Origin of the sequence: Paraburkholderia rhizosphaerae (assembly GCF_004366595.1) — a bacterium.
Taxonomy (GTDB): domain Bacteria; phylum Pseudomonadota; class Gammaproteobacteria; order Burkholderiales; family Burkholderiaceae; genus Paraburkholderia; species Paraburkholderia rhizosphaerae.
In genome coordinates this window covers 88,024-108,031 of record NZ_SORE01000001.1, presented here as the reverse complement: position 1 = coordinate 108,031, position 20,008 = coordinate 88,024, and the positions used below count along the sequence as shown (strand labels likewise).

17 protein-coding genes are annotated in these 20,008 nt (G+C 61.6%); 6 read left to right on the top strand and 11 right to left on the bottom strand.

The features are described from left to right. Nucleotides 1-97: 97 nt before the first annotated feature. The 11 genes from BX592_RS00435 to BX592_RS00385 form a co-directional block, all read right to left on the bottom strand. On the bottom strand, nucleotides 98-1,675 hold the full coding sequence (locus BX592_RS00435; RefSeq protein ID WP_134189672.1) for a UbiD family decarboxylase: 1,578 nt from the start codon (nucleotides 1,673-1,675) through the stop codon (nucleotides 98-100). Between the two features lie 68 nt (nucleotides 1,676-1,743). Further along, nucleotides 1,744-2,469 (bottom strand): enoyl-CoA hydratase/isomerase family protein, encoded by a 726-nt coding sequence (locus BX592_RS00430; protein ID WP_134189671.1) that lies wholly within the window; start codon nucleotides 2,467-2,469, stop codon nucleotides 1,744-1,746. 61 nt (nucleotides 2,470-2,530) lie between these two features. Next, a complete protein-coding gene (locus BX592_RS00425) occupies nucleotides 2,531-4,867 on the bottom strand; it encodes a xanthine dehydrogenase family protein molybdopterin-binding subunit (RefSeq protein WP_134189670.1) in 2,337 nt (778 codons plus the stop codon). Further along, the gene (locus BX592_RS00420; RefSeq protein WP_134189669.1) at nucleotides 4,864-5,376 is read right to left on the bottom strand and encodes a (2Fe-2S)-binding protein; all 513 of its coding nucleotides are present in this window, start codon (nucleotides 5,374-5,376) and stop codon (nucleotides 4,864-4,866) included. The genes BX592_RS00425 and BX592_RS00420 overlap by 4 nt, the downstream gene beginning before the upstream one ends. A gap of 38 nt (nucleotides 5,377-5,414) precedes the next feature. Further along, a complete protein-coding gene (locus BX592_RS00415) occupies nucleotides 5,415-5,888 on the bottom strand; it encodes an SRPBCC family protein (RefSeq protein WP_134189668.1) in 474 nt (157 codons plus the stop codon). 11 nt (nucleotides 5,889-5,899) lie between these two features. Next, nucleotides 5,900-6,721, bottom strand: coding sequence for an FAD binding domain-containing protein (locus tag BX592_RS00410; RefSeq protein WP_134189667.1), 822 nt, complete (start codon nucleotides 6,719-6,721; stop codon nucleotides 5,900-5,902). A 48-nt stretch (nucleotides 6,722-6,769) separates the two neighbouring features. Beyond that, nucleotides 6,770-7,546 (bottom strand): alpha/beta fold hydrolase, encoded by a 777-nt coding sequence (locus BX592_RS00405; RefSeq protein WP_134189666.1) that lies wholly within the window; start codon nucleotides 7,544-7,546, stop codon nucleotides 6,770-6,772. Beyond that, nucleotides 7,543-8,910, bottom strand: a complete 1,368-nt coding sequence (gene fahA / locus BX592_RS00400; RefSeq protein WP_134189665.1) for a fumarylacetoacetase — start codon at nucleotides 8,908-8,910, stop codon at nucleotides 7,543-7,545. The genes BX592_RS00405 and fahA overlap by 4 nt, the downstream gene beginning before the upstream one ends. Next, the gene (locus BX592_RS00395) at nucleotides 8,907-9,437 is read right to left on the bottom strand and encodes a VOC family protein (protein ID WP_134189664.1); all 531 of its coding nucleotides are present in this window, start codon (nucleotides 9,435-9,437) and stop codon (nucleotides 8,907-8,909) included. Before BX592_RS00395 ends, fahA begins: the two co-directional genes overlap by 4 nt. A gap of 99 nt (nucleotides 9,438-9,536) precedes the next feature. After that, nucleotides 9,537-10,724, bottom strand: coding sequence for an FAD-dependent monooxygenase (locus tag BX592_RS00390; protein ID WP_134189663.1), 1,188 nt, complete (start codon nucleotides 10,722-10,724; stop codon nucleotides 9,537-9,539). A gap of 209 nt (nucleotides 10,725-10,933) precedes the next feature. Then, on the bottom strand, nucleotides 10,934-11,512 hold the full coding sequence (locus BX592_RS00385) for a UbiX family flavin prenyltransferase (protein WP_134189662.1): 579 nt from the start codon (nucleotides 11,510-11,512) through the stop codon (nucleotides 10,934-10,936). A 355-nt stretch (nucleotides 11,513-11,867) separates the two neighbouring features. Between BX592_RS00385 and BX592_RS00380 the strand changes: the two genes are divergently transcribed. The 6 genes from BX592_RS00380 (at nucleotide 11,868) to BX592_RS00355 (ending at nucleotide 19,954) form a co-directional block, all read left to right on the top strand. Further along, nucleotides 11,868-12,959: a porin gene (locus tag BX592_RS00380; protein ID WP_134189661.1), complete on the top strand. Its 1,092-nt coding sequence runs from the start codon at nucleotides 11,868-11,870 to the stop codon at nucleotides 12,957-12,959. 221 nt (nucleotides 12,960-13,180) lie between these two features. Beyond that, nucleotides 13,181-14,584 carry an MFS transporter gene (locus BX592_RS00375; protein ID WP_134189660.1) on the top strand — a complete coding sequence of 468 codons (1,404 nt, stop codon included), beginning with the start codon at nucleotides 13,181-13,183 and terminating at the stop codon, nucleotides 14,582-14,584. 26 nt (nucleotides 14,585-14,610) lie between these two features. Then, complete coding sequence (locus BX592_RS00370; RefSeq protein ID WP_134189659.1) at nucleotides 14,611-16,263, top strand: methyl-accepting chemotaxis protein; 1,653 nt, start codon at nucleotides 14,611-14,613, stop codon at nucleotides 16,261-16,263. A 153-nt stretch (nucleotides 16,264-16,416) separates the two neighbouring features. Continuing rightward, nucleotides 16,417-16,761 carry a BON domain-containing protein gene (locus tag BX592_RS00365; protein ID WP_134189658.1) on the top strand — a complete coding sequence of 115 codons (345 nt, stop codon included), beginning with the start codon at nucleotides 16,417-16,419 and terminating at the stop codon, nucleotides 16,759-16,761. Between the two features lie 346 nt (nucleotides 16,762-17,107). Then, complete coding sequence (locus BX592_RS00360) at nucleotides 17,108-18,055, top strand: cupin domain-containing protein (protein WP_134189657.1); 948 nt, start codon at nucleotides 17,108-17,110, stop codon at nucleotides 18,053-18,055. A gap of 156 nt (nucleotides 18,056-18,211) precedes the next feature. Further along, complete coding sequence (locus tag BX592_RS00355) at nucleotides 18,212-19,954, top strand: phospholipase D-like domain-containing protein (RefSeq protein ID WP_134189656.1); 1,743 nt, start codon at nucleotides 18,212-18,214, stop codon at nucleotides 19,952-19,954. The last annotated feature ends 54 nt before the right edge of the window (nucleotides 19,955-20,008 follow it).

Below are 20,008 nucleotides of genomic sequence, written 5' to 3'. Positions count from 1 at the left end.
GTGTCCAACTTACGAATGCCGCAGATTCTATCCCGTCCGTTTCGTGTGAAGAAGCCCGGATGCGCGGCCACCCCCGCGGCGGCCGCGCGATGCTGCGTCAGGAAAATGCGTAGCGACCTTCATCGTCGCGTGTGATTGCACGGGTCGCGGCGATATCCTCGAGCCAGCGCACGACCTCGCGGCCGTCGCGCGTGCCGGTCGCGGCCATCAGCTCGGCAAAGCGCTTCGGGCCGTCTTCGAGCGCCGCTTCGAGCGACTTGAAACGCGTGCCTTCGTAGCGCGGCGGCGTCGGCACCCGGTGTTCGAGCGGCCGTTGTGCACCCGGTGCAAGCAACGGCAACGTCAGATCGAAGCCCGCTTTCGCGGTACTGGCCGCACCGTGTGCGATGCCATGCAGTGACGGATCGAGCGGCATCGCGCGCAGGCCATTCTGCACGACCAGATCGCGATCGGCCTGGAAACGCGTCGCGAGCGCCCAGTCCATCTGTTCCTCGGAGAAGATGTCGATGTCCGGGTCGACGACGAACACATGCTTGACGTTCGCAAGCGATGCGAACACCGCGGCGATCGCATTACGTGCCTCGCCGGGCACGCGCTGTTGCAGCGCGATGCGCACGTTGAACATGCCGCCGGTCGCCGGGCTGCAATAGACCGCTTTGACTTCGCGCACGGCGGTTTCGAGCGCGCGCCACACGGTGACCTCGGTGCGCAGTGCGGCGAGTTGCGCGGTGTCGGTGCGCGCCATCGAGCGGCCGCCGATCGTGCAGGTCTGGAACACCGCGTCGCGCCGATGCGTGATCGCGGTCAGATGAAACACCGGGTTCGTCTTCACACCGCCGTAGTAGCCGAGGAATTCGCCGTACGGCCCTTCGGGTTCCGCATGGCCGCGCTCGTCGAGATAGCCCTCGAGGATGAATTCCGCATCGGCGGGCACCAGCAGATCGTTCGTCACGCATTTGACGACGCCCATCGGCGTGCCGCGCAGCGCGGCAACGAGTTCGAGCTCATCGGCCGGAATACGCATTGTTGCGCCGACGTGGTCGACGGGGTGCGTGCCGACTGCAAATGCGATCGGCAGACGTTCACCTCGCTTCGAATGGGCAATGCTGATAGCGCGCAGATCGGACGGTGCGACGAGGTCGATTCCCGCTGTGCGTCGGCCGCGCAGCATCAGGCGGCGAATGCCGACATTGGTCCAGCCGGTTTCCGGATCGACGGCAAAATCGATGGATGCCGAAATATACGGCGCACCGTCGAGATCGTGCTGCAAATGCACGGGCAACGCGGTGAAGTCGCACGCATCGCCGGTCAACACGACCTGCTGCACCGGTGCTTCCTCGCGCGTGACCTCGACGAGCTTGCCCTTTATCGCGAGCCGTTCGCGTACGGTTGCGAGCAGTTTTTGAGGCGTTGTATCGAATGCGTGCGCAAGGCGAGTGCGGCTCGCGGCGACACTGCCGGCGAGCGAGATCGCGCCGCCTGCCGGACGCTTGAACCAAACCGCACGCGGATTGCCTTCCATGATCGCGGCGACGTCGGCAAGATCGACCGGTTCTTCGCGGCGTTCGAGTTCGCTTTCGTCGAGTGCGTCGAGAAAACGGCGCAGGCGGAACTGTTCGAGGTCCGGGGCCGCCGCGCCTTGCACGGTGGAGGAAATGACTGTCTTCGGTCTCACGTGGGGGTCCTCGCGCAATGCGGATGCGTATGGATAAGTCGGCTTTTTTCGTGCCGGCGCAATCGAAATCAGAAGCGCGCCGATAGTGCGGTGGCCGCCAGGTGCGCAGCGAAGCCGCTTGCACCCGAGGCCGGCATTTCCGGTGCGAGATGCAGGAACTGCTTGACCGCCCGCAATGTGACCGCGCTGCAGCCGAGCAGCGTTTGCGTCAATTTTTCCGTCGCCGTATCGAGCTCCGCTGCTGCGACGACGCGGCTCACGAGCCCCGCATGCAACGCCTCGGTCGCACTGAGACGTTCGCGGCTCAATACCATATGCGCGACGGTCTTGACCGGCACGCGGCCGATCAGCGCGGACATGACGAGGGTCGGCGGAATATCGCGTTCCATTTCGGGGATCTGGAACACGGCGGTATCGGCGGCGAGCGCAACGTCGCAAACGCCCGCCAACGCACAACCGACGCCAATCGCTTCGCCACGTACGACGGACACGACCGGCACGCGCACGGCCTTTAGCGCGTCGTACAGCGCCAGCGGCGGCGCCGCGACGACACGGCGCAGCGTCTCCGCCGATGGCTTCGCATCGGCGGGCGGCATCGGCGACTGACGGCCCTTGCAGAAATCGGCGCTGCTGCTGCCGATGCGCACAAGTTTGACGTCGTCGTCAATGTTCGTTACGGCGGCGATGATCGCGTCGCTCATTTCCGCGTTGATCAGATTGCCGTTCTCGGGCCGGTCGAGCAGGATGTCGAGCAGCGGACCGTTCCGCTTGATTGCAACGAATTCTGTGGACATGCAAGTTCCCTGGTTTCAGTTCGAGCCGCCGCTGCGCGTGGATTGCGCGGGTCGAGGGTATTTACGCCGCATCGCGATGGATGTATTCCCAGACCACTTTCGGCGTAGCCGGCATATCGAGCTCTTCATTGCCGATCTCCTTTAGCGCATCGGCAAGTGCGTTGAAGATCGTCGCAGTGGCCGGCGTGATGCCGCTCTCTCCGCCGCCTTTCACGCGCAGCGGGTTGCCGTGCGTCGGGTCTTCGGTCAGCTCGACGCGCAACGGCGGCACTACGCCCGCGCGCGGCATCCCGTAGTCCATGTACGAGCCGGTCAGCACCTGGCCTGTTTCGCGATCGACGTAGCAGGTCTCCGATAACGCCTGGCCGATCCCTTGTGCGAGGCCGCCGTGTACCTGGCCTTCGACGATCAGCGGGTTGATCGGCTGGCCGACGTCATCGACCGATGTGTAGTTGACCAGCGTGACGATGCCGGTGTCCGGATCGACCTCGAGCTCGCAGATCGCCGAGCCGGTTGGATGCGCGGGCACGCGCGTGTTGACTTCCGCTTCCGCGTAGAGCTTTTTCTTCGCGGGCTCGCCCGGCAGGCCGTCGCTCGCGACGTGGCGCGCGATTTCGAACAGGCTCGTGCGGCGGCCCGACGCGGGGTCGACAAAATGGCCATCGACAAATTCCACCTTTGCGTCGGCGATATCGAACAGCGTCGCGGCAACGCGCTTGCCGGTCGCGACGATCTGCGCAGCAGTATCGACCAGCAACATGCCGCCCAGGCGCATCGTGCGGTCCGAATGGCTGCCGCCGCCGATGCTGACGAACGCGGTATCGCCGGTGCGCAGCTTCACGGCGGACATCGGCACGCCCAGGTGTTGCGCGACGACTTGCGCAAAGGTGGTTTCGTGCCCTTGGCCAGTCGATTGCGTGCCCGAGACGATATCGACTCGTCCATCCGGTAGCACGGTGAGTTCGATGCGCTCGCGTGGTGCGCCGACTGGCGACTCGATATAGTTCGCGAGACCGATGCCGCGCAGCTTGCCTTGCGCGCGCGATGCGGCGCGGCGCGCTTCGAAGCTATCCCATTCGGCGAGTGTCAGCGCACGTTCCATGTTGCGTGAAAACTCGCCGCTGTCGTAAGTGAGGCCCATCGGGCTCCGGTACGGCAGCTTGTCGTGTGTGACCAGATTGCGCCGGCGAATCTCGACACGGTCGAGGCCCAGTTCCGCGGCGGCGAGGTCGAGCATCCGCTCGATCACATGGTGTGCTTCAGGACGTCCCGCGCCGCGATACGGCGCGGTCGGCACCGTGTTCGTCAACACCGCGCTGACATGCACGGCCGCGACCGGTACGTCGTAGACGGTGGTCATGATGCGCGTGCCGTTCGACATCGGCACGTATGACACTGTATGCGCGCCGACGTTGCCAATCCATTCGTTGTCGATTGCGAGAATGCGACCGTCTTTCGAAAAGCCGATCGTCGAGCGGATGATCTGATCGCGTCCCTGATAGTCGGACAGAAACGCTTCACTGCGATCGCTGGTCCATTTAACCGCGCGGCCGATGCGGCGCGCGGCCCACACGACGGCCAGCTGTTCGACGTACACGAATGAGCGCGGTCCAAAGCCGCCGCCGGTATCCGGGCAGACCACGCGAACTTGTGCTGGCGGCACTTTCAACGCGCCGGCGATCACCAGCTTCTGGCGCACCGCGCCCTGGCTGCCGGAAATCAGCGTATAGGTGCCGGCCTGCGCGTCGTAGTCGCCAATCGCGCTGCGCGGTTCCATCTGGCAGTTCACGAGCCGGCTGTGATGAAACTCGCGTTGCACGACATGATGCGCGCTCGCGAGAATACGGCGCGCTTCATCGCGGTCACCAATCTGTGTCTGGAAACACAGATTGCCGGGCGCGCCTTCCCACAACTGCGGCGCGTCTTCGTGCATCGCATCCGCACCGTTGACCACGGCGTCGAGCACGTCGTAATCGACTTCGATCATTTCGGCCGCATTGCGCGCTTGCAGCGGCGTTTCGGCGACCACCATCGCGATCGCTTCTCCAACGTATCGAACGCGGTCGACCGGCAGCGGAATATGCAACTGATTGAAAATCGACCCGGTTGACGACGTGAGGAACGCCTTTTTCGTTGCATCGACGGCATCGATCGGGTTCGGCACGTGGTCGCAGCCGAGGAAACCGTCGTCGACATAGTCCTGACCGACGAGCACCGCGACGACACCAGGCGCTTCACGTGCTGTCGTTGTGTCGATCGAATTGAGCACCGCATGCGCATGAGGCGAACGCAGAAATGCCGCATGGAGCTGGCCCTCGACGTGCAGGTCGTCGGTGTATTGTCCTTTGCCGGTGACGAAGCGCAAATCTTCGACACGCGGAACCGGTTTGCCGATCATGAGCGCTCGCCCTCCTGATGCGCGGCACCTGCATGTTCCGGATACATCTCGCGCGCCGCATGCCGCACGGCCTCGATGATGTTCACGTAACCGGTGCAGCGGCAGATATTGCCTTCGAGTCCGTGGCAGATACTCGCATCGTCGAGTGCCGGCGGCTGGCGCAAGTAGAAGTCGCACGACATGATCATGCCGGGGGTGCAGAAGCCGCATTGCAATCCGTGACATTGCACGAACGCGTTTTGCACCGGATGCAGGCCAGTCTTTTCGTTCGGCTTCAACCCTTCGACGGTCACCACCCGTGCGCCGCTCGCCTGTGCGGCGAGCACCGTGCAAGACTTGACGGAGACGCCATCGAGATTGACCGTGCACGCGCCGCACTGGCTCGTATCGCAGCCGACGTGCGTGCCCGTCAGGCGTAGCGTTTCACGCAGGAATTCGACGAGCAGCGTCTGGTCAGGCACGTCGTGCCGGACATCGACGCCGTTCACCTGCAACTGAACTTCAACCATGATTCACCCTTGTTGCGTTTTCGATCGCATCGTCGCGGTTATTTCGCCGCGCCAGCTTCTTCCGCAGTCGCGCTCATCGTCGCGTTGAACCGCTTGAAAAACTCCGCTGCCAGCTTGTTCGCAACCGACGTGACGAGCCGCGAACCGATCTGCGCGAGCTTGCCGCCGACCTGTGCTTCGGCAACGTAGGTCAGCAGCGTGCCGCCGTCTTCTTCTGCATCGGCAAGCGTGACCGTCGCGGTCATCTTGCCGAATCCGGCGATGCCGCCTTCGCCTTGGCCCGCGATCTTGTAGCCGTTCGGCGCGTCCCGCTCGGATAGCGACAGCGTGCCTTTGAAGCGCGCTTTTACGGGCCCCACTGCCGCAACCACAACGGCCTTGAACTCGTCGTCGCTTTCCGCGGTAAACGCTTCGCAGCCGGGCACGCAGGCCTGCAACACGGCCGCGTCGTTCAGGCCGCGCCAGACCTGTTCCCGCGCGGCGGCGATGGTTTGCGATCCGGTGAATTCCATTTATTCGTCTCCTATTGAGCGGCTGGGCGCAGCGGTTGAGCGAGCAGCGTCTGCAATGCGCGGCGCGCGTATGTTTCGATCAGATGGGCGCGATACACGGCCGATGCATTGTCGTCATCGGGTAACGTCGACGGGTCCGCTTTCACAGCGGCGAGTGATGCTTCGGAAAGCTCACGGGTCAGTGCGTCTTCGGCATCGCGCCAGCGGAACACCGATGCGCCCGCACCGGTTACGCCGACGCGCACCGCGTCCGGATAGTGCGCGATAAACACGCCAACCACCGCATAGCCCGAAGCCGGTTGCCGGAACTTCGCGTAGGCGGCGCGCAGCGGAATCGCGTATTCGATTGCGGTGACGAGTTCGTCCGGCGCGAGTGCGGTCTCGAACGTATCGACGAAGTAATCGTCGGCGGCAATGCGCCGTTCGGAAGTGATGACTTGCGCGTTCAGCGCGAGCACCGCGGACGGGTAATCCGCGGCTGGGTCGTTGTTGGCGACGGATCCGCCCATCGTGCCGCGATTGCGCACTTGCGGATCGGCGATCACGTTCGCGAGCTCGGCGAGCGCCGGGATCGTCGCGGCGACGATCGGCGAAGCGGCAACTTCCGCGTGCCGCGTCAGTGCGCCGATGCGCAGTGCGCCATCCACGACGGCGATGCCGTGCAGAGCGTCGATGCGGGTGAGGTCGATCAGGTGGGATGGCGCCGCGAGTCGCTGTTTGAGCGTCGGAATCAGCGTCATGCCGCCGGATAGCGGACGTGCCTCGTCGTGCTCGCGCAGCCACGCGACGGCTTCCTCGAGCGTCGATGCGCGCAGGTAAGTGGTCTCGTACATGGAGTCTCCTGCGTCCGCACGCCGGACCACGGCATGTGGACAGTATTGCTACGTCGTCTGTTTCAGCCAGTCTTCCAGCTTGGTTGCGAGCGCAACCGGTACCTCATACATCGCGTAGTGGCCCGCATTCGAGAGCGTTTCAAGCGTCGCGTGCGGATACCACGCGAGCCACGTGCGGTTCATCAGATCGGAGGTGAGCGTCGGGTCGTGTTCGCCGATAAAGAGCTTGAGCGGCACCTGTGCGGCCGCGCTACCGATCAATTCAGCGGAAAAGTCGCGCGACGCCCATTCGGGCAGATAGCCGGCGAACGCTTCGCGCTTCGACAGCCGCACCGATTCATTCGCGAGATGCGTGCTCCAGGTCGGCGTAAGACGGTTGCCGGTCGAAAACGCAATGATGCCCGCGCGCTTTGACACATCGTTGACCGTTGCACTGAAGCCGGCGAGGCGCGCTGCGTCCATCCGCGAGCCGCACGCGGGCACCGCCGAGATGCCGGCCATCCGTTCGATACGATGCGGCGCGGCGAGCAGCACGCGCTGCATTGCCATGCCGCCCATCGAATGGCCGATCAGGCTAAAGCGTTGCCAGTCGAGATGATCCGCGAGCGCAAGCACGTCACCCGCTGCTTCGGCGAACGTGAACGCGCCGTCACGTTCGAGCGATTGACCGTAGCCGCGATAGTCGAAGAATACGTAGGTGAAGCTGTCGACGTCGAGCGCCGGCACGAGCCCCCGCCAATCCGCGGAACTGCCGAACCAGCCGGACATCGCGAGCACTTTGCGCGGGCCGTGACCGACTTGCACGAATCCATTGAGTGCGGTCATGCGTGTGCCTCGCTGCGTGACGACATCGAAGATCCGGATGATGCAAGTGCTTCGAGTGCCGGTGCGATCGTTCCGCGGCATTCGCCGAAGCCGATGGACACGGCGCCAGGCTGCACCGCGCGCGCGCGGAACACAACTTCGTCGCCGTCTTCGAGCGCGGTGCGCGTTTCACCATTCGGCAACTGCAACGGGTCTTTGCCGGCATTCGTCAGTTCGGTCAGACACGCGCGCGAAAGATCGTCGGCGCCGGAAATCGTGCCGCTGCCGAGCAGATCGCCGGTGCGCAGATTGCAGCCATTGCTCGCGTGATGCGTGACCATCTGCGCGAAGGTCCAGTACAGGTTGTCCAGATGCGTGCGCGTGATACGCACCGCCGCAACGCCATTAGCGCGCATTTTCGTCGTGGACAGATACGCTTCGAGCTCGATGTTCAACCCGCCGTTTTGCTGATCGAACGTGCCATGCAGATGCGGCAGCAGCGCGGGGTCGCCAGCGGCACGCGATGGCGCCGGCTTGCGGAATGGCGCCAATGCCTCGGCGGTGACGATCCACGGCGACAGGCTCGAATGAAAACTCTTGCCGAGAAACGGGCCGAGCACCTGTTCGAACCACTGAATGCTTTTTGCGGACCAATCGTTGAGCAGGCAATAGCCGAAGATGTGATCGTGTGCGTCGTCGATTGCGATCGGTTGCGTGAATGCGTTGCCGCGACCGATAAAAGCAGCGAGTTCGAGTTCGAAATCGAGTGCGGGTGCCGGGCCGAAGCACACATTGCCGTGCGGGTCGCGATACTGTCCACGCGGACGGCGCACCTCCCCGCCGCTGACGCGCAGCGACGATGCGCGGCCGTGATACGCGATCGGCAGCGACTTGAATGCGGGCGGAAGCGGATCGGCCAGACCTTTATAGCGGCCGTGCCGTTCGGTGTGATACAGCGATGTCAAGAAATCGGTGTAGTCGCCGATTTCGCAGGGCAACCGCATCGTGACGTCGGCAATGCGCGGCAGCAGCGCGGCCTCGCGCGACTGAACCTGCGGCGCTTGCGGCGAGTCCCTGCGCAGCAGCGCGGACAGCGCGCGGCGCAATGCGCTGAGATAGCGCGGCTCGAGCGCCATCAACGGGTTTAGCGAGCCGCCGCTCGCCGCAGCGCAGGCAAGCGCCGCATCGCCGTCGATCAGCGCTGCTTCGTGCAGCGCGTGCAGATCGACGATGCGATCGCCGATCGCGACGCCGGTACGTGCATGACCATCGCGCTCGAACGCGCCGAACGGCAGATTCTGGATCGGAAAATCCGCGCCTGGCAGATTGGCCGTTTCGACCCAGCTGCGCAGTGCCGGGTCATGAGTGGAGTTCAGGGCGGTCATGCGGGACGTGTCTCCGGTGCAGCTTTTTTCTGATCCGCGGTCCATGCGTCGAGTGCGCCGCGAGCCCGCATTTTATAGCCGTCGAGCGTTTCCGCATTCGCGACGACGACCGTGAACTCGAGACGCAGCCCGTTCGGATCGAAGAAATAGATCGATCGCACGAACTCATGATCGGTGATACCGAGAACTTGAATGCCGTGATCGACGAGCCGTTGCTTCATCGTTGCGAGCTCCTCGAGCGACGCGAGGCGGAACGCGATGTGATTGACCCATGCAGGCGTATTCGGCGACGGTAGTGCGGCGGTGTTGTCGCCGAGGTCGAAGAATGCGATGTTCGAACCGTCTGCGAGCTCGAAAAACAGGTGCACATAAGGACAATGCTCGCCGGTGCTCGGCACGCGGTCGAGGCGGATCACGTGCGTCAGCGGCAGACCGAGAATGTCCTCGTAGAAATGACGGGTTTCCTCGGCGTTGCGGCAGCGCCATGCGAAATGGTGCAGACCGAGGACAGCGGGAATCGTGGCCATCTTTTGTCTCCAGACATCGCGCCCGGCTCGCGGGCGATACCCGGCGCAGGCGCTTGAACGACTTCTATTGCGTGAACGTCTTTAACGCTGGCTCGAAACTCAAACTTCGACCGCGTCGACGTCGTATTCGAACAGCCAGTTGTAGCGCTCCTTCACGCGCTCCTCGCTCCATTCGCGGTCGACATAATCCGCCGCGCCCTCTGCATGCGCGAGCTGCGGGTTGTGAAAGCGCGTCGCATTGGCCGCCGAGCCGCGTACGACGCGCGCGGTGCGCTCGAGTCGCAATGCTTCATAGCGTTCCAGTGCGCGCGGCAAGTCGTCCGTATAACGCGCGACGCAGCGTGCGATCAGGTAGCCATCCTCGATCGCCATGCCGGCGCCCTGCGCGAGAAATGGCAGCGTCGGGTGGCACGCGTCGCCGAGCAGCGTCGCATGGCCGGAACTCCAGCGCGTCATCGGTTCGCGCACCATCAGCGCCCACTTGTACGGAATGTCGATGGCCGAGATCAGCGCGCGAACGTCGTCGTGCCAACCTGCGAAATCGTTCAGACATTCTTCGAGCGTGCCGCGTTCCGACCAGGATTCGACTTGCCAGCCATCGCGTTCGACCGCGCCGACGAAGTTGATCAGTTTATGCCCTCGCAAAGGATAGTGAATGACGTGTGCGCCGGGCCCGACCCAGTTGGTGCCGTAACCGGTGCGCAAGTGTTCGGGCAGTCTTTCCGCGTCGATCACACCACGCCATGCCATCACGCCAGAGTACACGGGTTCATCAGGGCCGAATAACGCGCGCCGCACGCGCGAGTGCACACCGTCGGCGCCGATCAGCAGGTCGGCTTCGTACACGTTGCCTTGAACCGTTGTGACTTCAACCTTCCCGCCGCGTTGCTTCAAGCCTTCGACTTTCTCGCCGAGACGGATTGCATCGGCCGATAGCGCATACACAGCGTCGGCCAGACCCTGATGCAGGTCTGCGCGATGCAGCGTGAAGTACGGATAGCCGTAAATTTCCCGCGATGCCGCGCCAAGATCGAACAGGCGCCACGCCTGACCGGTATTCCACAGGCGCACGCGCTTGCCGGGCGGCTCGCATGCAAGCGCTTCAAGCTTCTGGCCGACGCCGATCTGGTACAACACCCGTGTTGCATTCGGCGCGAGTTGCACGCCTGCACCGATCTCCTTGAGCGCCTGCGCCTGTTCGAGAATGGTGACATCGAAGCCTTTCTTCAGTAACGCCACGCCTGCCGTCAGTCCGCCGATTCCGGCTCCCGCAATGACAATCTTCATTCGTCGAATCAACCTCTTTCCGTGTTGGGGCGCTTTTATCGAGTTGATTTATCAATCGATCGATAAATCCTTTTAATGCAGTTTTAAAATGCATCACCCGCTGAAAACTGGAATGAACTTTAAAACAACGCCGGGCACTTAAGAAGCAAAAGAATCCGAATGGATCATCAGGCAATTTTATTAATGACCGCGCATGACAACGGCTGGCGCTACATGCCCCAGCGATGCACGACCGACGTCTCGATGCCGAACAGATCGAGCACCCGGCCGAGCGTGTGATCGACCATGTCGTCGATCGATTCGGGGCTCGCGTAGAATGCCGGCACCGGCGGATAGACGATTGCGCCGGCTTCGGTGACGCTCGTCATGCTGCGCAGGTGCCCCAGATGCAGCGGCGTTTCGCGCACCATCAGCACCAGGCGGCGGCGTTCCTTGAGCGTCACGTCCGCGGCGCGCGACAGCAGGCCGCTCGTCACGCCGGTGGCAACCTCCGATAGTGTCTTGATCGAGCAGGGCGCGACGATCATGCCCATCACCGGGAAGGAGCCGCTCGAAATGGCGGCGCCGATGTCGGTGTTCGAGTAGCAGACGGTGGCGAGCGCGCGCACGTCCGCAACGCTGTAGTCGGACTCGTGCGCAAGCGTGACCTGCGCGGAGCGGCTCATCACCAGATGCGTTTCGATGTCCATCTGCCTTAGCAGCTGCAGCAGCCGCACGCCGTATACGACGCCCGACGCGCCGCTGATGCCGACGACCATGCGCCGCGGCGGTACTGCTCTGACTAGCATTCTGTTTTCCTCCGCATAGGCGGCGCTTTGTCGTTTCGGAAGTCGATTTGGAACGCGCGGATGGTAGCACGCGAAATACCGGTGATTAAAGAAGGGTAATCGCATTTTTCAATGGTTCCTGGGAAATACCCCAGGCCAGTATTCGCATTGTTCTATCGATTGATAAATATTTCACGATTCAAAAGCGTAAATGACCCCGCTACACTTTGCGCAGCGTGAAGGGGTTGTCGACGCGCGACGCCGACCAGGAGAATCGGCGTTGCGTGGCTCTTTACCGACGACAGACAACCGTGCCCGCCCGTGAGACCCCGGCCGGCCACGATAACAACATCGGATAACAATATTTGGAGGCAAGTTGAAGACTAGATTGTTCGTCGGCGGATGTGCCGCGCTAATCAGCTGTCCTGCGCTCGCGCAGTCGTCCGTCACGATATACGGGAGCATCGACTCAGGCGTCGACTTCGTGACGAACTCGCATGGAGGCCATCTGGTGCAGCAATCGGCAGGCAAACGGACGCCGGACCGCTGGGGTTTTCTGGTGAGGGAAGATCTGGGCGGCGGCAACGCGGTGTTTGCGCGGCTCGAATCCGGTTACCTGTCCAACACGGGCGCGCAGATCAATCCGACCAGCTTTTTCAATCGCGATGCGTACGTCGGTCTTGCGAACGACCAATGGGGCGCGTTGAGCTTCGGTAACATTCCAGACTATATCTATGAGTATGTCGGCGCACTGAACAACTCGGTGCCGGGTATTTCGTCCTTCTACACGGTCGGCAACCTCGACGGCCTGGCGAATGTGCATGCGTTGAATAACTCGGCGAAGTACGAAACGATCAACTACCGCGGCTTTCAGGCCGGCGTGATGAACAGCTTCGGTGGTCAGGCCGGCGATTTCAGCGCGGGACGGCAGTACAGCGTGGGTGCGCGTTATCAGCACGGTATCGTCAAGCTTGGGGCTGCGTACACGATGTCGCATGACCGCACAGCCGACATTTTCGGCGTGTTCAGTCTTACGTCGCTGCTCGGCCAGCAACTGCGCTCGGGCGTACAGTTCAACGCTAGCCGTTACAGCACGATCGCCGTCGGCGGCTCGGTGGCCATCAACGTGTTCACGCCGCACGTCACGTATACCGATGTGAAGCTCGAAAACGCGGAAGGTTCCGTGCACGAGCACAACTATCAGGTCGGCGTGAATATCGATCTGAGCGGCGGCGCGCGGCTGTATGTGCTCGGCCTGTCGTACAACCGCTCGACGTTCGAAGAGCTGACATTCAATCAGTACAACCTGTTCTTGACGCATTACCTGTCGAAGGTCACGCAGGTTTATGCGGGCGTTGGTCTGCAGCGCGCGTCCGGGCCGAACGCGCACGCCGCGCAGTTCGGCTATCTCGCGTCGAGTTCGAACGCACAGACGGTTGGGCGGATCGGCGTCAATCACATGTTCTGAAGCGGAGGCGGTATGGCGTGACAAGAAGTGATGCAGCAGCGGGTTTATTCACTTTTTTCTATCTCTTCATCGCTATTTTTTGATTCTGCCGCTGCACAGCGAGCTTTATATTGTGGCTCCCGGGCGGCGGCGCTGCAACGGGTAGCCACGAAGGCATGAGGAGAACACGGCAACGCACGCGCGCGACGGCGCGCTGCGCTGACGACGCAAATGGAACGCACATGCAAGCAGACCGCACATTCAATATCGCGACACTGGTAGAAGAACAAAAGACGGGGCGCTTCGCCGTCGGGCTGTTGTTCTGGTGTTTCATGATCATGCTGATGGATGGCTATGATCAGACGGCCGTGTCGTTCGCGGCGCCCGCCATCATCAAGGAATGGCATGTCGCGCGCGGCGGGTTCGGACCGGTGTTCGGCGCGGGTCTGTTCGGCACGTTGATCGGCTCGTTTGTGTTCGGCTACATCGGCGACCGGTTCGGCCGGAAAAAGGCGATCGTGTCCGGCAGCCTGTTTTTTGGCGCATTGACGCTCGCATCGGTGTGGGTCACGTCGTTGAACGAACTGATGCTGTTGCGCTTTATCGCCGGCATCGGCATGGGCGGTGTGATTCCGAACTCGGTTGCGCTGGTGGCTGAATACGCGCCGAAGCGCTTGCGTGCGACATGGGTCACGCTGATGTTCTCCGGCTTTTCAATCGGCGCGGGTTCGGGCGGGCTGGTTTCGTCGTCGCTGATCCAGCATTACGGCTGGCCGGTGATGTTTGTCGTCGGTGGCGGCGGGTCGCTGCTCGTTGCGGTCTTGCTGATCTTCACGCTGCCCGAGTCGGTGAAGCTGCTCGTCGTCCGGCAGCGCGGCATCGAAGCGGTGCGGCGGCTGGTTGCGCGTCTGCGGCCGGAATTGCAGATTCCCGCTAATGCGCAATTCGTCGCCGGTGAAGTGCTTGAAAAGAAGCGCTTCGTGCTGAAGCTGATTTTCTCCGATGGCCTCGCGGGCATCACGCCACTGTTGTGGATCGTGTTCATCGTGAACTCGATGACGCTTTACTTCCTGCAGAACTGGCTGCCGATTCTGATGGAAGGCATCGGCATCAATCCGCAGGGCGCGGGTCTGATCACAACGATGTTCTCGGTCGGCGGCGTGATTGGCGGACTGGTTCTGTGCCGTTTCGTCGACCGCCACGGCGTGCTCGCGATCATCTCGCTGCCGGCGCTAGGCGCACCGATTGCCGCGGCGCTTGGCTTCACGACATCGCAAGCGTGGCTGATGCTCGCGGTGTTCGCGACCGGCTTTTGTGTGGTCGGCGCGCAATACGGTCTGTATGCGGTGGCCGGCATGATCTATCCGACGTCGTTCCGCTCAGCGGGTGTGGGCAGCGCAATCTCGGTCGGTAAGATCGGTTCAGTGTCGGGACCTGTGATCGGTGGCCTGCTGCTGTCGATGCATCTGCCAATCGCAGAACTCTTCTATGCGGCTGCGTTGCTGTTCGTGGTGACGGCGGTATTTTCAGCGGTGCTTTCGCTGCTGTACCGCGTGCGGTTTGGCGCGCAACACGCGCAACAGAACACGGGTGCCGCGAAAGCCGTGGAACCGATGCAGAGAAATTCGGTGCTCGGCGATTCATAACAATATCAAAACGGGGATCTGATTCGATGACGCAAGCTCTGGCCGCTAGCGCGGTCGCTACACCGCGTTTCGACGGTGCGCATGGTGCGGATGGTGCGGATGGTGCGGATGGTGCGCGCGCGCGATATGCGACAAAACAGCGCCAATCGTTTTCGCTGCAAGCGCGCATTGCGTTGACTGTTGCGCTACTCGCCGCGCTGATGCTTGCGATTGGCGGATTCGGGCTGCAAGGCGGTTACAAGGCGAATCGCGCAAACCGCGATACGTACCAGAACAAACTCGCGGCCACGATGAATATCGGCGCGGCGGAACTGTTGATCGCGCGGATGCGCCTCGTGCTCGGCGCGGCTACCGCGAACGTCGACGACGCCATCACGCAGCGTCAGATTGCACGCGCGACCGAATACCTCGCGCAATCGGACGATGCATGGCGCCGTTTCGTCGGTCAGCCGCACGAGCCTGGCGAAGCGCCGCTAATCGAAGCGGCGAACCAGCATCGGGAGGCGCTGCGCAATGCGATGCTCGCGTTTATGGATGCGTTGAAGAAAGGCGAGCGTGCGGCGGCGGATCAAATCGGTACGGTGCAACTGAGTCCGCTCTTCAACGAACTGACTACGGCCGACGAAGCGCTCAAGCGCACGCTATACACCAATGCGCAACACCGTTACGAAGAGGCAGAGCATTACTTCAGCACGTTTCTGGTCGCATCGGCTGCGCTGATTGCGGTGGGTTTGCTGGCGGCTGTGATTAGCTGGATGACGTTGCGTCGCGCGATCATGCGTCCGCTCGATGAAGCGCTTGGCCATTTCACTGCAATTGCGGCTGGCGATCTGAGCCGCGACATCGACAACCTTCGTGCGGACGAGATGGGTCAACTGCTGGCCGGATTGCAAACGATGCAAACGCAACTATCAAAGACGGTCACTGCGGTGCGCGACAGCTGTGAAGCGATCGGTACGGCGACGCGCGAAATAGCGGCGGGCACGCTTGATCTGTCGACGCGCACTGAGGAACAGGCCGCATCGCTGGAAGAAACCGCGGCGAGCATGAGCGAGTTGACCGCGACCGTCAAGCAGAATGCGGAGCACGCGCAACAGGCACGCGGTCTTGCCGACGATGCGTCGATGGCTGCGCAAGGCAGCAGCGCGGTCATCGGGCGCATGACCGGCACAATGAGCCGTATCGACGTGAGCTCGCGCAAGATTGCGGATATCACCGGCATCATCGATGGCATCGCGTTTCAGACGAATATTCTTGCGTTGAATGCTGCCGTGGAAGCGGCGCGCGCCGGCGAGCACGGCCGCGGATTTGCGGTCGTCGCGGCGGAAGTGCGTGCGCTCGCACAGCATTCGTCGTCAGCCGCGAAGCAGATTGGCGAACTGGTCGCCGATTCGGTGAGTGCGGCGGCGGATGGCACAGTGCTCGCCACCGAGGCCGAGCAGGCGATGCATCACGTGCTCGACGGTGTGCAGCGCTTTGCACTTGTGATGAACGAAATCGTCGCGGCTGCGCTCGAGCAACGCACGGGCATCGAACAGGTCGACACGGCGATCAGTCTGATGGATTCGATCACGCAGCAAAACGCCGCGTTGGTCGAGCAGGCCAGTGCTGCGGCGCAGGCGCTCGATCAGCAGTCGCAGGAGCTCGCGCGACAGGTGGCGGTGTTTAGCGTTCGCTGAAACGCGCACGCGCGTGGCAAGCGAGCCGGGTTGCCGCGTTGATTCCTTATGCAGCAGGGCTGCCGACGGCTTCTTTGCGCATTTCTTCCAGATGGCCTACATTCTGAACGTCCCGGCCGTAACAGGGAAGCGACGTGCAGCGCGGAGGCAATCATGAAACAAATGATGATTAAAGCGTTGTTGCTGGCGGCCGGCATGGCTGTCGCAACTTCACCTGCATTGGCACAGAACGAGGCGGCGCCCGCTGCGCAGGCGGCGCCTCAGTCGTCGAAACAGGCCGACCGGGCGCTCGCGAAAGCGGTCCGGCGCGCGTTGAGCAAAACGCCTGGCTTTGATGTGTCTGGAGTGTTCGTCAAGGCTCGCGGCGGCGCGGTGACGCTGAGCGGTAGCGTCAAGGACGGATCGCAGATCACCCAGGCGGAAGAGGTCGCTCGTTCGGTACAGGGTGTGACGTCGGTATCGAACAAGTTGACGCTGTTCCACGGCGGTAACGGTTAATCCCGTTGTTTCAGCGAAAGCAAACCGCAAGTGGTTTAATCGCGGGCGCGGTTCGGCGCGCCCGCTGATTCCATTTTTTCTCTTCATCACCTTCTCTTCTTCGTTTAAATCAGCGCAAATTCTTTCGTGCGGGTCATTGCATCAATGCATTCGCGCGGCCCTGTGTCATCCGCCGTGCGCGCTCAATCCGATTCCGGTTGTCCCCGTTGTGCAAAGCTGATTCGCGTTGAGGGGCGTTCTGCCCAAGGCTGTGTCTTCTTATAGTGGTCGTCAGGCGCCGGTGCTGAGCGCGAATTCACCCGACACACCGGCTTCGCTATCGAGTCCACCATTCAAGGAGATTACGATGCTCGACAAGACCAAGCTTTCGAATTTGCAGTTAAGCGCGTCGGATGTGACCGAAGACGCACAATACTTCGAGTACACGTCGTCGGCGAATCCGATCGGCGCGAAGCTCATCTCGCGCGTGCCGTATCGTTCGTTTTCCGCGTCGCTCTATAACAGCGGGGAGACAAGGGTCGTTCCGCTCGATCTTTCCGCGGAACTGGGCTGCGAAGGGCCCGCTACTGGCCCTGGGTTGTCGGCGAACTTTATCCGTGTGATCAGGAATGAAAAGGTTGCGCTCGCACCGAATGCGACGTCGCTCGTCTTCTACGTGGTCGACGGCACGGGTATCGCGTCGCAAGGCGAGTCTGCATTCCGGTTTGGGAAGGGGGACTTCTTCACGTTTCCGGGCGGCGTGACGTTGGAGATCGCGGCTGAATCGACCGCGCGTCTCTACTATGTGAACGACGCGCCGCTGCTTGGCTATATGGGCGCGAGCGTGCACGGCCAGCGGTTCAAGCCGACACACTACCCCGCTTCGCGTGCTCAGGAGGAACTCGCGAAGGTATCGCACGCCAAAGGAGCGGGCCAGCGTAACCGTGTCAGCATTCTGCTCGGCAATGCGAATTTTCCACAGACGCGCACTGTGACGCACACGCTGTGGGCGATGTTCGGCGTCGTCGCGCCAAAGACGATGCAAAAGCCACACCGTCATCAGTCGATCGCGCTGGACTTCATCTCGGATTGCAAGCCTGGATGTTATACGCTGGTCGGTACGGAACTCGACGACAACGGCAACATCGTGAAGCCGGAACGCGTCGATTGGGAGCCGGGCATGGTGTTCGTCACGCCTCCGGGATATTGGCATGCGCACTTCAACGAGTCGGGCGAAAACGGTTACGTGATCCCGATTCAGGATGCTGGATTGCAGACGTACCTTCGTTCGCTTGATATCCGGTTTGCGAAGTGATGGGTTGAATGCAACGCGCATGCAGCGCAGCGTCTCCCATGTCGCTGCTGTGCGTTACCGAACAGACGCATCGATCTGCTGCGTTGAACTCTCACAGGTGGCGCTCGCCACCTGTTTCCGCAGCCTTTCGGCGTTACTTCGAATGGGAGAAGAACGATGTCAGCTCCGTTTGTGTCGGAGGGCAACAATGCCCGTGCATCGTTCACATTGAAACTGCATCGCGGCGAAAGCATGGTCCTTATCGCGATGAACTGGCGAAATGGGGAGCCCCCCGACAACTTCGTCGGGTGGTTCATTTCTTATCTTGAACCTGGCGGTAGCAAGCCTTTCGAGCTCAAGAATCGCTTGGGCTTTGACTATCGGAAAGGCCAGCCGAGCGAGGACCTCGCGTCGACCAAGGTTGCACCGATCCAGAAGTTCCGATGGGTTCACTTTCCGTTTCATGCCGAAAATGCAGGCACATTCCGCTATAAGGTCGAGCCCGTCTTTATGGACGCCGACGGCAAGCTCAGTTACGGTGAAGCGCAGGAAGCAGACATCGATCTTGGCATCGACACCTACGCGGATGAACTCAACGTTGCTTTTACGCGTGGATTCGTATCGTCTCAAGCGTTCGTGGACCGGTACCAGAAAGACGATCACACAATCGACGAGTTGATTCCGGACGAACCCGACGATGGCCTATCGTTCAAGCCCACTCATCCCGATGCAGCGAAAGCGCTAGCGTGGATGGGTTTCGAGGCTCAGGAGGCGATCATCGGTTTACTCGACGAGGCCATTAGCGATAAGACCGCCAAAGTCGATGCCATTGTGTACGATTTCAATGTTCCGGAAATTCTCGCCAAATTGGAGACCTTGGGGCCACGTTTGCGCATCGTCATCGACGACAGCAAGAGCACGACGGGCGGTCACGATCGCGCCAGGTCGCCTGAGTCGAAGGCCGCGGCCAGACTGAAGTCAGCTGGCGCGCAGGTTAAGCGGCAGCATATGGGAAATCTGCAACACAACAAGACGGTTGTTGTCAGAGGGAGGTCACCGGCGGCGCTATGCGGGTCGACGAATTTCAGCTGGCGGGGTCTTTACGTGCAGGCCAACAATGCGGTTGTCGTGCGGGGCGAACAGGCGGCCGAGGTTTTTACCCAGGCATTCGAATCATATTGGAGTGCGGCCTCCGCGAAGGACTTCCGCAAATCGCCTTCCGCCACTGAGCCATGGGAGTCTCTCGATCTGCCGAATATAAAAGCCGCCGCAACGTTTTCACCGCACAGCAAGGCTAACGCGGTTCTCGATACGCTGAGTGCGTATGTTTCCCAGTATACGAAGTCGAATGTGCTGTTCGCTCTCGCGTTCCTCTGGGAGTCCAAGGGTAGCCTGCGAGAAGCGATCACCGGTCTGCAGGCAAGGGACGATATCTTTGTCTACGGGATGTCCGACCGGGCACTGGGCGGTCTGGACTTGAAACTGGCTAACGGCCATATGGCGGTCGTCAAACCTGACTACCTCGTCGACAAGGACACACCGTTGCCGTTCAAAGCCGAGCCAAGCAGCCTTAGCTCGGATAATTCCGGCACTCGCCTGCATCACAAATTCATCGTCACTGATTTCGACAAACCGAACGCGCGCGTGTACATGGGGTCCTTCAATTTCTCACCGACCGCGGACGAGGACAACGGTGAGAACCTTCTTGTATTTGAGGACCAGCGGGTTGCCACGGCTTATATGGTCGAAGCGCTTCGGCTTTTCGACCACTATGAATGGCGCGTTGCTCGCCATAAGGCGAAGGCGGACGGCAAACCGCTCGTTCTGAAAAAGCCGCCACGCGCGCGAGGCGACGAGCCATGGTGGAAAGAAGATTGGACGGATAAGCGCAAAGCTGCCGATCGGTTGTTGTTTTCGTGAGAAGGCGCAAAGGCGTGGCATCGGGTCGCGTGACCAGCGCGCGCAATAGCGCGC